This window comes from Pseudoalteromonas sp. D15MCD-2 (genome assembly GCF_038562745.1).
In the GTDB taxonomy this organism is placed as follows: domain Bacteria; phylum Pseudomonadota; class Gammaproteobacteria; order Enterobacterales; family Alteromonadaceae; genus Pseudoalteromonas.
On sequence record NZ_JBCFQE010000001.1, the window covers coordinates 2,975,315 to 2,990,775 of the forward strand.

Consider the following 15,461-nt stretch of genomic DNA (forward strand, 5'->3'; position numbering starts at 1 on the left):
TAGACCTATGAACAACACCTTGGTTTTAGCCACGGGTAACCCTGGCAAAGTAAAAGAGCTGGCAAGTATGCTCAGCCCACTTAATATTAACGTAGTTCCACAAAGCGATTTTCAAGTGCCAGACGTGCCAGAAACAGGCACAACATTTGTTGAAAACGCCATTATTAAAGCGCGCCATGCAGCAAAGATCACAGGCTTGCCTGCCATTGCTGATGACTCAGGTCTTGAAGTAGACGGTCTAAATGGTGCACCAGGAGTGTACTCTGCACGTTTTGCCGGAGCGGGTGCCAGCGATCAAGATAATATCGATAAGCTACTGAAAGAGCTTGCTGATAACCCAGTTCGCAGTGCGCGTTTTTGGTGTGTGTTAGTATTAATGCGCCATGCTGACGACCCTACACCACTTATTTGTAGTGCTAGCTGGGAAGGCGAAATCACTTATAGCCAAGATGGTCAAGGTGGTTTTGGTTATGATCCTGTTTTTTACGTACCGTCTGAGCAACGCACTAGCGCTCAGTTAACTAAAGAGCAAAAAAATGCCCTTAGCCATCGCGGCCAAGCTTTAAAACAACTACTTGCGCAATTGCAGCAAAAAGGCGGCCTGTGAGTTTACCGCCTTTAAGTTTATATGTGCACGTGCCTTGGTGCGTGCAAAAGTGCCCATACTGTGACTTTAATAGCCATGGCCAAAAAGGCACGATCCCCGAAAAAGAATACGTTCAACATCTTATTGATGATCTCAAGGCCGATTTGCACTTAGTGCAAGGGCGTAAAATCCACAGCATTTTTATTGGCGGCGGCACCCCAAGCTTATTAACCGGTGACGCATATACTCGCCTACTTGGTGAAGTCGACAAATTAATTGGCCTAACTGATGACTGTGAAATTACCCTAGAGGCAAACCCAGGTACCGTCGAAACAGGTCGCTTTAAAGAATATGTTGCCGCTGGCATCAATCGTATTTCGATTGGCGTGCAAAGCATGCAAAACGACAAGCTAAAAGCCCTTGGCCGTATTCATGGTGCTGATGAAGCAAGTTATGCGGCTAAACAGGCGCATCAAGCAGGGCTAAACAGCTTTAACCTTGATTTAATGCATGGCTTACCAGGGCAATCTGTTGCAGACGCCTTAAGCGACCTTGAAAAAATTATCGCCCTTAATCCACCTCATATCTCGTGGTATCAGCTAACAATTGAGCCAAATACTCAGTTTGCTTCTAAGCCACCGACCTTACCTCATGACGACACCCTTTGGGATATTCAAGAACAAGGTCAAGCGTTACTCGCAGCAGCAGGTTATGAGCAATACGAGATCTCAGGCTACGCGAAGCCCGGCTACCAATGCCGTCATAACTTGAATTATTGGCGATTTGGCGATTATCTCGGTATCGGCTGCGGTGCCCATGGTAAAATTACTGATGAAAATAAACTCATCACCCGTACGGTGAAAGTAAAACACCCTCGAGGTTATATGGATCTTGCCAAACCGTATTTATACGAACAATGGCAAGTAGCAGAAGACGACTTAGCTTTTGAATTCTTTATGAATCGTTTTCGTTTAGTCGAACCCTGCCCCAAAGCTGATTTACCTTTGCTTACAAGTTTGTCACTGCAAAGTCAGGAACAAGCCTTGACTGATGCAATTGCAAAAGGCTTACTAATTGATGATAAAGATAACTGGCAGGTAAGCCCAAAAGGCCACCGCTTTTTAAATGACCTGCTAGAATTATTCGTTTAAGAATTATAATTAAATTTCTAACAACTACAAAGGAACGATAATGCGTAAACTGACCTTCATCGCTGCGGCGGTAAGTGTTGCATTACTTGGCGGCTGCCAACAAATGCAAGAGCAACCGAAGCCTGCACCAAGTGTACAAAGCCAACCTGTACAAAGTGAAATCGATAAAGCTAATGCCTTCTTCGAAGATACTTTTAACCGTGATGTAATGAAAAGCCCGATCTATCAAACATACATGGGCATCAAAAAAGATTACGACAAATGGGACGATGGCAGCGAAGAGCGCGTTTTAGAAGACTTTGAACAAACTAAAGCTGACCTAGTTGCGCTTAACGCAATTAACCGTGACCTATTAGATGACGCAACAAAAGTAAGCTACGACCTTAAAAAGCAAGATTTAGAAAACGAAATTGCTGATTTCAAATGGCGTCATTACAACTACCCTGTGAACCAAATGTTTGGTGTTCACTCGATGATCCCTGCGTTTTTAATCAACCAACATCAAATTGCCGATGTATCTGATGCTAAAGCGTATATCTCACGTTTAAATGGTGTTACAACGGTTATTGATCAGCTAATCAAAGACCTTGAAGTACGAGCAGATAAAGGCATTATCGCGCCTAAGTTTGTTTTCCCACACGTGATTGATTCAAGCAATAATATCTTACGCGGCGCACCATTCCATGATGGTGAAGACTCAACGTTACTTGCCGACTTTAAACGAAAAGTTAATGCATTAGAGATTGCCGATAGCGAAAAATCTGCACTTATCAGCGACGCTGAAAAAGCCTTAAAAGCAGCAGTAAAACCTTCTTACACTAAGCTAATTAACTTCTTAGCTCAGTTAGAAAAACGCGCTGATGACCGTGATGGTGCTTGGAAATTCCCTGACGGTGAAGCGTTCTACAATAATGCTTTAGCGCGTACCACAACGACTGATTTAACAGCGAAAGAAATCCACACAATTGGTTTAGCTGAAGTCGCGCGTATTCACGACGAAATGCGTGAAATTAAGGACAAAGTAGGCTTTAAAGGTGACCTTAAAGCATTCATGCAATTCATGAAAACTGATAAGCAGTTCTACTACCCTAACACGGCTGAAGGTAAACAACGTTACCTTGATGAGGCAACAGCGCTTATCGATAACATGAAATCTCGTCTAGACGAGCTATTCATTGTTAAGCCAAAAGCTGACCTTAAAGTGAAAGCTGTTGAAGCATTCCGTGAAAAAGCTGCAGGTAAAGCGTTCTACCAACAACCTGCACCAGATGGCTCACGCCCAGGCATTTATTACGCAAACCTTTACGACATGGAAGCAATGCCAACATACCAAATGGAAGCACTTGCGTACCACGAAGGTATTCCTGGTCACCACATGCAAATTGCTATCGCGCAAGAGCTTGAAGATGTACCTAAGTTCCGTAAGTTTGGCGGCTACACAGCGTATGTTGAAGGCTGGGGTTTATACTCAGAGCTAGTACCAAAAGAAATGGGCTTATACGAAGACCCATATTCAGATTTTGGTCGTCTTGCGATGGAATTATGGCGTGCATGTCGCCTAGTAGTAGATACAGGTATCCACGCTATGAAGTGGACACGTCAAGAAGGTATCGACTACTACGTAAATAACACACCAAATGCGACGTCTGATGGCGTTAAAATGGTTGAGCGTCACATTGTAATGCCTTCACAAGCAACGGCATACAAAGTGGGCATGCTGAAAATTTTAGAGCTTCGTGAAGCAGCTAAAGAAAAACTAGGCGATAAATTCGATATTCGTGAATTCCACGATGTAGTACTTAAAAATGGTGCAGTACCATTAAATGTACTAGAGAAGTTTGTTGACCAATGGGTTGCTAAAAAACAAGCAGCCTAACCAATAAAGACTTGAAAAAGGCCGCTCAGCGGCCTTTTTTATTTATTTAAACAACTAGTTGAGCTATAAATGTATAAATAATAAAAAACGAGTATCTCCATGCAAAGCGCGATTGAGCAATTGAACAGCCGGCTTCAACATCATCAGTTAAAAGAACTCATTGCCGATTACCAAAGTTTATCGGGAGTGTTGCAAGCGGCACAATTACAGCACATTTATCAATTAGCTTGCAGTAGTGAAGTTAAATACTTGTTTTTACAAAATGTGGCAGCGCATTTACTCGAAGCAAGCCCGCTGCCAAGTGAAGCTGTAGCCTTAATTGATGATATCGATAAACTGAGCTTTTTCACGCCTGGTCTTAAGTTTCAAAATGCTTTTTGTGTAACAGACAATCAGGGCAATACCTTACTACATCATTTATTTACGCAGTGTCAGGCTGATAACCTACCCTTTAATTACTTGCGTTCGTTAATGTTATTTGAAAGCAACGAAAGCTTAGGCATAGCGTTAAAAACATTAAATAAACAGCAGCTCACTCCTATTGGTTGCTTTATAGCGCAAAACAGCACGACCCAAATGCTAGCCAAACATGAGTTCTCTGCGCTATTAGCCATGATGGAAGTCGACCAAAGCCACAGCCCTAGCGCAGTCAGCGCCTTAATAAATACCCTTAAGCAATTTTATGGTGCCAATCAACCAACGAATAGCGACAGTAAAGTGCTGCTTTGCGCGGCCTATTTGCAAGTGCCAACGGCGCAGTTATTAAACGCGCTCAATCAATAACTCCATGAATAAGGATGTTGTTAAAGCGTTTTTATCGCTCAGTAGTTTTACCGCCCTTAACCATGGTAGCCGTATTGTGCTTACCTTGTGCCTTGCAAGGTTATTAAGTACTGATGAGTTTGGTACTTTCGCCGCGTTACTCGCACTGTGTGAAATTCTGTTATTACCCGCGAGTATGGGTTTTGCATCATCTTTAATGCGTATTAGCTACCCGCTCTACAAAGCTCAGCAACATGACTTACTACGCGGCTTAAAACATGTTTATTTAGCTGCATCGTGTTTATTCGGGGTGATTTTTGTCGCTGCTGTGGTGATTAGCTTTCAGGCTATTTCACCGCACCAAAGCGCTCAAGAGCATGTGGTCTATTTACTATTACTGGTGCCGATTGGCGCCATTATGCAAAGCCAATCGGCTTTTTTAGTGGCTTTGAATAAACCAAAAATTGGCCTAGTAACACAGCAATGTATTTTTGAATTGCTAACCGCGGGGTTTTGCTTTTTCGTGTACTTGATACGTGGCGATTTATCTTTAGTCGAGATTTGTATCTTGTTGTTTTGTAGCATCTTGTGCGTAGTCATTTATCAATATTGGTTAATCAAGAAAATGCTCGTCGCAAGTACAGCCCGATACCAAACCAAGCAATGGTGTAAAGACTCCTTGATCATGCTCGCCAGTGGCGCAGGCACCGTATTAGTAGCAAAACTTGATGTCTTACTGGTGCATCACTGGTTTGGTGCACAAGGCGTGAGTATCTTCTTCCCTGCGGTAGTGATTGCTGGCTTACTGACTATTTTAGGCAATGCCGCCAACCAATATTTAAAACCCATTTTAATGGCAGATGAAACGACCGAGCAGCAACTTAGCGAATTAATGAAAGTGGTATGGCGTTTTAACTTTGCCGCTATTTTGCTACTTGCCCTGCTCGCAAAGCCACTACTCACTCTCTATGGCGAAAGCCAATTGCAGGAAGGGTTTTGGATTTTAATGCTGCTGTTACTCGGGCAACTGTTATTACCAGCAAGAATTTTAGCCAGTAGTATGATCAAATTAAAAGGCAACCCGCTTATTAACTTGTACGTATTACTTGGCGCAACCAGTGTCACGGTTTTAATGGCAATACTGTTAAAAGATCAGTTTGGCTTATTGGGGGTGGCTGTGGCATTTAGTGGTGGCTTTATGCTTGGAGCGCTTTGCCGCATGGTAATTGTATGCACACGCATGCGGCTGCCTTTATCTGTGGTATTGGGTTTAGTCAGATAGATAATATTCAACACTGGTAACAACACGCACTTTTTTCAGCTGAGGTGTGTTTGAATCTCTATCAGAAATTGAAAACTGCCCCTGACGTGCTGTTTTAATTTTACCTAATTTAGACTGTGAATCTTTGGCAAATTTCATTGCCACTTCACGGGCTTTTTCAGTTGCTTCTTGAATCATATTTGGCTTAATTTCATTTAAACCATTAAATAAATATTGAATACGCGTTTCGTAATTGTCTTGTACTATCGCTATGCCTTGCTTGGCTAATTGGCTTACTGCGCCTAACGCATGTTGCACTTTTTCGATGTCATTTGAATAAACAATGACATTATTACGGGCAATATAACGAAACTGCTGATTCTCGCCGCCATATTCGCGGGCTTGTTTATCAATAATTGACTGACTACCAAGACTAATTTCTTCATCACTAAAGCCATGTAGCTTTAAAAAGGCGACGACTGCATCGCTTTTCTCTTCAACCCGACCCACTAATTTTTCAAGGTTGTTATCGGCATCAGAAAACTGCAATGGCCAAATTACGGTGTCGGCAGGCACTTCCATTTCAGCTAACCCTTTAACGTGAACAGTGCGCTCCATGCCTTTCACATCAAGGGCTGCACTTTTCAAAATAAAACCTAATCCGAGCAAACCAACCGCCAATGCACACGCTGCAATAACGATATTAAATGGTTGCGCTTTATTCATGCTTTTCTCCTTGATGTAGGTCACTGTTTTTGACTCGAAAAGTAGTTATAAACAGGTTATCTTATGAGTATAACTTTTAATACTTTAGAAGCGTGTCGATTCTAGTTTGGGTGTATTAAACTTAACAGACCCTGAAGTTTTAACAAACAGCGCAAGCGAAGGAAACAGCATGAGCGTTAAACGTATTAGCCAATTTTTTAACCCTAAATCAGTCGCGGTCATTGGCGCCTCAAATTCCCCTAACCGAGCGGGCTTTGTGGTTATGCGCAACCTTTTACAAGGGGGCTTTAAAGGCCCAATCATGCCTGTTAGTTTAAATCACAGCGCTGTACACGGCGTACTAGCCTATCCGAGCATTGCTGCACTTCCAAAAGTACCTGATCTTGCGGTTATTTGTACTAATAAAAACACCTTAATCAACATCATTAACGAGCTTGGGGAGCTTGGCTGTAAACATGCAGTGGTGATTGCAGCCGGCTTAAACGCCGACCAAAAGTACGCATTAAAAGAAGCAGCTGCTGAGGCAAATGTCTCTTTACTTGGGCCTAATTGTTTGGGCTTACTTATTCCTCATATTGGCTTAAATGCTAGTTTTTCGCATACAGTTGCAAGCCCCGGAAAGCTCGCCTTTGTATCGCAATCAGCGGCTGTTTGCTCAACGATTCTTGATTGGGCGAAGAACAAAGAGATTGGCTTTTCATATTTTGTGTCTGTAGGTGATTGCCTTGATATCGACTTTGATGAGTTACTCGACTTTTTAGGTCGCGATGCTAAAACCAAGGCTATCTTGTTGTATATCGATAATATTGAAGATATTCGCAGCTTTATTTCCGCAGCGCGAGCTGCTGCGTTTAGCAAACCTGTCATTGCCATTAAAACCGGTAAAACCAGCGCCGGTGCCCTTGCTGCAGAAATACACACTGGTGGCAAACAAAGCTCTGATGCGGTCTATGATGCGTTGTTTCAGCGTGCGGGTATGCTAAGGGTAAACGACTTACGAGAGCTTTTTGCAGCAACACAAACGCTGGCAATGCACCCCAAACTACTTAAAGTCGAACAACTGACTATTTTAACCAATGGCGGCGGCCCAGGTGTTATGGCTGTGGATACGCTCTTGCAAAGCTCAGGAAAACTAGCAGAGCTTAGCGACGAGACCAGAGCTGCGCTTAATAAAGTGATTCCGCAATCAGAGATGACCTCGAATCCGGTCGATATTTTTGGTGACTCAGCACCAAGGCGCTATCAACAAGCCTTAGAAATTTTACTGCAAGCCAAAGAAGTTAAAAACCTGCTGATCATTCATACCCCTTCAGCGCTTGCACCGAGTGAAGACTATGCAGAGATCATTGTTGAAACCTTAGAAAAAATCCCGAAGATGGCTCGCCCTTATGTTATGACAAACTTTATGGGTGAAGATGCCGCGTATACCGCGCGAAAGGTCTGCGCTAATAATGCCATTCCGACCTACCGTACACCTGAAGGTGCGGTTGGTGCCTTTATGCACTTGGTAAGTTATCGCCGTAACCAAAAACATTTAACGCAAACGCCAGAATCGAACACCGATGATGCAAAGATAAATAAAGACGCAGCACGCACAGTCGTAAATGAGTTTTTAGCCGAAGAGCAAAGCTATTTATCAACCCATGAAGCAAGCCAAATACTCACTCATTATGGTATTGATTGTATTCAAACTGAGGTTGCTTACACACCAACAGAAGCCAAAGAGCAAGCCATTGAGCTAGGTTTTCCTGTAGCGTTAAAACTAATAAGCCCAAGTATTCCTTCTAAATCAGAAGTCGGTGGTGTGGTCCTTAATTTAAATGATGCACAAGAAGTTGAGCAAACAGCCTTTGCCATGCTGCTACGAATCAAAAACACCTACCCTGACGCCCATATTGAAGGCTTTTCATTGCAAAAGATGGCGCCGCGAGCAGGTGCTAATGAGCTACGAATCGCTATTAAAACAGAGCCGAACTTTGGCCCAGTGATCTTACTGGGTGAAGCAGGCACCGGACTTGAATTCGCTCAAGCTGCAGTGGCATTACCACCACTGAATATGAACTTGGCAAAATACCTGATTGCTGCGGCGCACGATAAAGGCGTACTTAAAGACCGCGTACTACCAGAAAAGGTCGATAAATACCGTTTATGTGCCCTACTCACCCGCATCTCGCAGCTTGTTATCGACCAACCTGACATTACCAGTGTTGAGCTAAACCCTATTTTAGCCAGCAACGGGCAGTTTTTAGTCCTTGATGCGACTATCGGCCTTAGCCGTTACAAAGCAAAAGCGAATCGTAAACGCTTGTGTATTCGCCCCTACCCGATTGAATTGGTTAAAGAAGTAACCCTTAAAAACAATACCCAAGCACAGCTAAGACCAATTAAACCGGAAGATGAGCAAGCTCACTTAGAGTTTGATCAATCATTAAGTAAAGAAGACAGATATAAACGCTTCTTCGGTGAATTACCGCAATTTAACCATGATCAGCTCGCGAAAATGACGCAAATTGATTATGACCGAGAAATGGCGTTTATTGTCAGCCAAGAGCAAAATGGTTCAGCCTGTACATTAGGGGTGTCTCGTGTACTTATGGATCCAGACAAACTCGATGCTGAGTTTGCAATTGTGGTGCGCTCTGATTGCCAAGGTTTAGGACTTGGCACAATATTAATGAATGCGGCAATTGAGCATTGTAAAAACCAAGGCGTAAAACAAATTGCTGGTATTACCTTGCCAGAAAACACCGGCATGATTGAACTGGCACGAAAACTCGGGTTTAAGATCACCCGCGACTTTGAAGAAGGCAGCATTAATATGGTGCTAAAACTTAACTAAAAACTGGATCATTATTTTGCATCGTTTAAGAAATTACACTGCACGAGTTTTTGAAGGTAACGGTAAATATCGACGTATAGGACGCGCTCTCGACGTGTTTTTAATGTCGTTGATCATGATTAATGTGGTGGCGATTGTGTTGGAGTCAGTCGGCCCTTTAGCAAAGCAATATCATCACGAATTTTTAATGATTGAGCTGATTTCTGTCGGTATCTTTACCTTAGAATATGTGCTCAGGCTTTGGTGCTGTGTTGATAAAAGCGTGCATAAAGAAAGTACACTAACAAATTCAAAAATTCGCATTAAGTATTTCTTTTCGCCCATGGCGCTGATTGATCTTATAGCGATTTTACCCACCATTCTGATGGTCTTTGTGAGTGTTGATTTACGCTTCTTACGAGTGCTTAGGTTAATGCGTATCTTTAAGCTGACGCGCTATTCAAGGGCAATGCAGCTGCTATTAAACTCGTTCAAAGAAGAAAGCAGCTCACTGCTTGCGGCTTTTTTTATTATGGCCGTAGTGCTGATCATTGCTTCATGCGGTATTTACTTAATTGAACACGATGTACAGCCAGATAAATTTGGCTCTATCCCTGCTGCAATGTGGTGGGCAATGGTGACATTAACAACCGTTGGTTATGGCGATGTCGTGCCTGTGACTCCCCTTGGTCGCTTATTTGGTGGTGCTATTACACTGGTAAGTATGGGCATGGTGGCTATTCCAACTGGTTTGTTGGCCTCAAGCTTTTCTGAGCAGTTACGTAAACGCAGACAAGTGTTTACCGATGCAGTGCATGAAGCCGTTGAAGATGGGCACTTATCGCCTGTTGAAGAAGAGCACTTAGAAAACTTACGGTATAAACTGGGTTTAAGTCAGCAAGAGGCGAATAAAGCGATTCATAACGAGCTTAAAAACCGCAATCGCAATCTGTATTGCCGCCACTGTGGTAAACGCCAAGATTAACGAAAAGGGTAAAGTTTTCGCTTTACCCTGAAAATTCATCATCCCACTGGGTATCTAAAAGCGCCTTCACCTCATCACCTGCCACAGGTTTGCTAAACAGGTAACCTTGGAAATACTCACAGCCTAAAGAGCGTAAGAACTGCAATTGCGTGCGGTTCTCAACCCCTTCTGCTACACACTCTTTACCCAAGCTTTTTGCCAGAGTAAGCGTTGAATTGATAATCGCTTCATCACCTTTATCAATACCAATGTCATTAACAAAGCTTTTGTCTATTTTCAGCACATCAACCGGAAAACGTTTCAAATAGGTCAGTGACGCATAACCCGTTCCAAAGTCATCCATATAAATACGACAGCCTAAGGCTTTGAGTTTTTCCATACTTTGCTGCGCTTTATCAGAGTCATGCATCATCACTGATTCGGTGATTTCAAACACTAATGCGCTCGCAGGAACTTTAATTGCGCTTATTGATTGATGTATTTTCTCAACCAGATTTTCGCTTTCAAAATCTAGGGCTGAGAGATTAATAGAAATATATAAATCAGGATGCGTGGTACGCCATTGGCGCAGCTCAATCAATGCTCTTGATAAAGTTTGCAGCATAATTTTGGTAATTAGCCCGGAGCTTTCTGCTGCATTTGCAAAGTCTTCTGGTTTATATTCATCATTACTCGGCCAACGTAACAACACTTCAAGCCCCGCCACTTGGCGAGTCTCTGCGCTCACGATTGGCTGATAAAAATTACAAAACTCATGTTCTTGGTAAGCTTTACTTAACTGTGATTCAAGATGCAAAGTACGCTGCACTTGTAAGTTCATTTCTTGCTTATAGAACTGATAACAGCCTTCGACATGACTTTTCGCGTGGTACAGTGCCACATTAGAGGCTTTTAATAAGGCTTTGGTGTCCTTTGCATCATCAGGGTAAACAGCAACACCAACACTAAGGTTCACTTTTACAGCTTGCTGGCTAAGTTCAATATGGGTATCGACACAATCCATCACTTTTGCACATAACAGCAGTAACTCATCAAGCTGTTTAAAATCTTCGGCAAGGATCACAAACTCGTCACCATCGAAACGAGCCACGCTATCTTGTGGACGCAACACGTGTTTTAAACGTTTAGCAACACGCTTAATTAATTCATCAGACTCTTCACGGCCTAGCGAATCATTAAAGTGCTTAAAGCGCTTAATATTAACGTTTAATAACGCCACTTTTGTTTGATGGTAATCAGCTTGTTCAATAGCGTGAACGACTCGGTCGTTGAACAAGGTTTTATTTGGCAGCCCCGTCAAAGCATCGTAGTTGGCCAGTAGATGCAGCTCGTTTTCAGCCAGCTTTTGCGCGCTAATATCAGTAACTATAATCACATAGCTATCAAGTTGGCGATTATTGCCTGCAACCGCACTTATTTTTATTAATACTTGGCGCTTTTCACCGCCAGCAACTTCAACAACATCTTCGGCTGAAAAGTGCTCACCCGACTCAAGCTTTTGCATAATGCGTAAGTAATGGATACGAGTTGATATAGGCATACCAAGTGTGAGCGAGCGACTAGAGCGAGGCTCTGCTGGAAAACCAAAAGCATCTTGGAATGACTTATTGGTAGCGCGAATACGCAGATTCTTATCTAAGATGAACACCCAGTCGCGAGTTTGTTCAAACGCTGCACCAAACAAGCGGGCATTTTCTTCAAATACCAGTTCACGGGTCATATTTGTGTAGGTGCCCGCTACTTTTTCAGGGGCGCTGTCTTGCCACTCAACTACTTTGCCAAAGTCTTTATACCAGCGCCAATTACCATCGGCATGACGCAGTCTGTAAGTGCAATTGAAATAGCCTTTTTGTGTAGATAAAAACTCTAACCACTCTAACCGGAAAGTTTGCTTATCATGAGGGTGAATCTTTGCTAAATAATCATCTAGATTAACGCTGTCTGTTTCATAACCTAACTCATTTTTAAGACGCGGTTGATAAATAATCGGGCTTTGCGATGACCAATCCCATACTCCAGAATGGCTGCCTTCAAGAGCAAGCTTCAATCGTGCTTCACTCTCTTTACTCTCTTTATGGGCGGCTAGTAATATTTGTTGCATACGGTTACGCCTAAACACCCAAGCAGCAACAAACAGTGCAACCAAAATCACATATAAAACAATAAAGTGAGGTGCACGCCAAGGTGGGTATTTCACTTCGATATTCAAAATAGCGGGCGGCGTTAACTCTCCGGTTAATGGATCTTTTGCCCATACCTTAAGGTGGTATTTTCCTGCACTGAGTTTTGGGAAGAGTACTCGGTTGTTATTGCGGGTATAAGTTTTTTGACCATCACCTAGCTGGTATTCATAAATGATACGTTCTTGATAGTTAAATGCCATCGCAGAAAAGGCAACTTCAAGGCCTATATCATCATGCTCAAGAACGACACTATCGATAGGCTGTTTTAGCTCAGCGGGTAAATCGCGCGACATCAAATCAAGGTTAGTAATATTTACGTGATCAATTAAAGCTTGCTGATAGTGGTTATCCATAGGGTAAAAATAGGTAAAGCCTTTTAGCGTACCATAGACAATTTGCCCTGACTCAAGCTTAGTAAAAGCTCCGCTATTAAACTCGGTTGAGAATAACCCTTCTGAGCCAGTAAATTGCTGAAAATGTAAATTATCAGGGTTCAGTCGCCAAAGTCCTTTGTGACTACTCATCCATATCATACCTGCTTCATCAAGCACCATGTCATATAACAAGGTACCTAACTTATTTTTCTCAAGGTCGATGGTATAAATATGCTCGTAAGTGCTGGCGTCTAAGCCGATTAGGCCAAAGTTTGAAAGCGATAACCACAACACATTGTTGTTATCTATGATGTAAGACATCACATTCACAGCAACATTTTCATGTTGTTCAGGTACTTTATATATCGTCGACAGCTCGTATGTATCAGGGTCAACTTGATACAGAATACCCGCGTTATAAAATAACGGCGCTTTTGGGTTTGACGACAACGCAGGTAAAAATCCGTAGGCTAAAAACGGCTCAAACTCATCAAACTTGCCGCCTAGTCGGGTCACTTTTTGGCTATCGATATTATAAACAAACATGCCGTAATCAGGGTGAACATAGTAAAGATCCCCCGATGGCATCAACAATATGCCATGCACCCAATCGTTAATTAAAACTTGGTTCTCGGGATTTGCGGCTTTGACTGGGGTGGCCTGCCCGGTTTTCGGATCAAAGCTTAAAATACCGCGATTAGTGTGCAGCCATAACTTATCTTTGTAGGGCATGATTTGGTAAATACTGAATTCAGTAGTAATCAGGTCAACCTGATAATCTTTTAAAAACACTTCACTTTCGTAGGTTTCTAAATCAACCGCTGTTAAACCATTATGGGTGGCAAGCCAGAGACGATTTTGAAACTCAGTGATACTCCAAATTGAATGATGAGATAGCCCATCGCCTGTTAATGAGTTGGCTGTTACATTGATAAAATCGTAATTGTCGTATGACTGATAAAACGCCCCATCATTTTTGGTTGCCAGCCACATTCCACCTGAGCGGTCTTTCACAATATCAATAATGCTGGTGTCAGCTAGTGTGTAACCACTTTCTTTTAGGCGCATATTCTTAGCTAACTCACCCGTTTCAGGGTTATATTCAAATAACCCTTTATCAGTGCCAAGCGTAATAGAGTTAGCCTCAGGTATAATCTTCCAAATATTTAATTCACTAATGAGTGTTTTATTTTTAAAGGCGATGTCTGGAGTCTCGAACATTGCTTTTAAATTGCTAATATCAACCTGATAAAGACCTCTAACAGCGCCCACTAGCAACGTTTGTTCATTGATAATAGCGAACGATTTCACATAATTTTGATAAATATGACTTGGCTCATTTTGGAGATGTTCAAGTTTACGGACTTTTCCTGATGCCAGCTCATAGACATAAGCACCATTACTGGTGCCCATAAAAATATAACCTTGGTACGCGAAAAGCTCTCGAATAACACTGCTTTTAACTCGCTCAGGAATTTCAAAAATAGAGGTGATTTTTTTCGTTTCTAAGTCTAGTTTGGCAAAATCCCAGCCTCGCCCTAGCCAAAGTGTTTTGTCATCAACAGCTACCATGCTAAACACCGACTCAATAAAAATTTGCTCTTCAGTGGTTGGTTTAGCAATAAACTGCTGATAAGTATCGGAAGTGGGATCATAGCGGAATAAACCCGCTTGTAGTGAAGCTATCCAGATATAGCCTTGTGGATCTTGGTAAATACGGTCAATGATGGCATCTTCAAGCTCACCATTAGGGCCTTTGATATGAACCACCTGATAACCGTCGTAGCGATTGAGGCCACCTTCAGTCGATAACCACAAGTAGCCACTGTTATCGATAAGCATAGTGTTTACATAACTTTGCGATAAGCCTTCACTGGTTGATAAACGTTTTACCTGCGAGATAGCGGGATGGCTAAACAAGCCACAGGTCAAAATAAAAAATAACGCTATACTGGAGAAGAACTTAGTCATTGACGTTCCAAATTGCTAACTTGGCACTGTGTCACGCGTAAAGTGCATCGCAACTACGTTTCGATGCGCATATACCTCAAACAACGATTGCAAAGAATTGGGTAATGTTAATGCATAGTTAAACCCATTTTGTAGATAAAAATCAATCAGATTTTGGTACACGAAGGTAAAAACTGTCCCTTTTTGTGCGGCGGTGACAGCCGCAAGTAATTGTGAGGCAATTTTTTGACCCCGCCATACTTCATCAACATAAAGGGTAGACAAAAATAACAGCCCAGCTTGGTTTTGAACTCGGCAAGCGGCAATTATTTCTGTTTCTTTGTAAGCAACCCATACTTGGTCAGCTTTGCTCGCTCGGCCGCGAGCCTTGTGTTTATCATAAAATTTGTTTACTAACGGCGTTTTAATTGGCTCAAGTAAACAAAATCTAAACGCAGCCATGGTTAGCTCATTAGCGAAAGGTAATGCTCAAACTGCTGCTTTAAGAACGCTTGCTCAGATATTGGACGAGTATTTATTGCAGTGTAAACACCTTCGCGGGTGTTCTTACCACGCTTTATTTGATAAGCCCAAAAAGACGCTTCGTAATCCAATTGAATTTGATATTTTTGCTCTCGTGGCAATTTACATAGATTGAAACTCATACTTTCTCAGCAATAAATTTTTGATTTCACAAGTATAACAAAATTAACAGGCTTTAATCCCTTTTATTAGCTTAAAAAGCCCAGGGATAAGCTTGATTTTGGAAACACATATCAGTAAATTAAC

11 protein-coding genes are annotated in these 15,461 nt (G+C 42.2%); 7 read left to right on the plus strand and 4 right to left on the minus strand.

Features of this window, described 5'->3' with window-relative positions:
- Positions 1-7 precede the first annotated feature (7 nt).
- From AADY36_RS13690 to AADY36_RS13710, 5 genes are all read left to right on the plus strand, one after another.
- Positions 8-607 (plus strand): XTP/dITP diphosphatase, encoded by a 600-nt coding sequence (locus AADY36_RS13690; RefSeq protein ID WP_342409094.1) that lies wholly within the window; start codon positions 8-10, stop codon positions 605-607.
- Entirely contained in the window at positions 604-1,737 is a 1,134-nt protein-coding gene (gene hemW / locus AADY36_RS13695) for a radical SAM family heme chaperone HemW (protein WP_055021187.1), read from the plus strand. The genes AADY36_RS13690 and hemW overlap by 4 nt, the downstream gene beginning before the upstream one ends.
- 40 nt (positions 1,738-1,777) lie before the next feature.
- Complete coding sequence (locus AADY36_RS13700) at positions 1,778-3,613, plus strand: DUF885 domain-containing protein (protein WP_054562747.1); 1,836 nt, start codon at positions 1,778-1,780, stop codon at positions 3,611-3,613.
- Positions 3,614-3,712: 99 nt separating this feature from the next.
- Positions 3,713-4,396 (plus strand): hypothetical protein, encoded by a 684-nt coding sequence (locus AADY36_RS13705; protein WP_272982871.1) that lies wholly within the window; start codon positions 3,713-3,715, stop codon positions 4,394-4,396.
- 4 nt (positions 4,397-4,400) lie between these two features.
- A complete protein-coding gene (locus tag AADY36_RS13710; protein WP_342409095.1) occupies positions 4,401-5,657 on the plus strand; it encodes a lipopolysaccharide biosynthesis protein in 1,257 nt (418 codons plus the stop codon).
- Here AADY36_RS13710 and AADY36_RS13715 read toward each other — a convergent pair.
- Positions 5,646-6,362: an SIMPL domain-containing protein gene (locus AADY36_RS13715; RefSeq protein WP_054562750.1), complete on the minus strand. Its 717-nt coding sequence runs from the start codon at positions 6,360-6,362 to the stop codon at positions 5,646-5,648. The two genes, AADY36_RS13710 and AADY36_RS13715, sit on opposite strands and share 12 nt — an antisense overlap.
- A gap of 169 nt (positions 6,363-6,531) precedes the next feature.
- On the opposite strand from AADY36_RS13715, the gene AADY36_RS13720 reads away from it, so the two are divergent.
- Both AADY36_RS13720 and AADY36_RS13725 read left to right on the plus strand, forming a co-directional pair.
- The gene (locus AADY36_RS13720; RefSeq protein WP_055021208.1) at positions 6,532-9,201 is read left to right on the plus strand and encodes a bifunctional acetate--CoA ligase family protein/GNAT family N-acetyltransferase; all 2,670 of its coding nucleotides are present in this window, start codon (positions 6,532-6,534) and stop codon (positions 9,199-9,201) included.
- A 10-nt stretch (positions 9,202-9,211) separates the two neighbouring features.
- Positions 9,212-10,165, plus strand: a complete 954-nt coding sequence (locus tag AADY36_RS13725; RefSeq protein WP_054562751.1) for an ion transporter — start codon at positions 9,212-9,214, stop codon at positions 10,163-10,165.
- Positions 10,166-10,187: 22 nt separating this feature from the next.
- On the opposite strand, the gene AADY36_RS13730 is transcribed toward AADY36_RS13725, so the two are convergent.
- From AADY36_RS13730 to AADY36_RS13740, 3 genes are read right to left on the minus strand one after another with little or no spacing between them, the layout of a single operon-like run.
- The gene (locus AADY36_RS13730; RefSeq protein WP_342409096.1) at positions 10,188-14,693 is read right to left on the minus strand and encodes an EAL domain-containing protein; all 4,506 of its coding nucleotides are present in this window, start codon (positions 14,691-14,693) and stop codon (positions 10,188-10,190) included.
- Positions 14,694-14,708: 15 nt separating this feature from the next.
- A complete protein-coding gene (locus AADY36_RS13735; RefSeq protein WP_054562753.1) occupies positions 14,709-15,134 on the minus strand; it encodes a GNAT family N-acetyltransferase in 426 nt (141 codons plus the stop codon).
- A 2-nt stretch (positions 15,135-15,136) separates the two neighbouring features.
- Complete coding sequence (locus tag AADY36_RS13740) at positions 15,137-15,337, minus strand: DUF3283 family protein (protein WP_285221922.1); 201 nt, start codon at positions 15,335-15,337, stop codon at positions 15,137-15,139.
- Positions 15,338-15,461 lie beyond the last annotated feature (124 nt).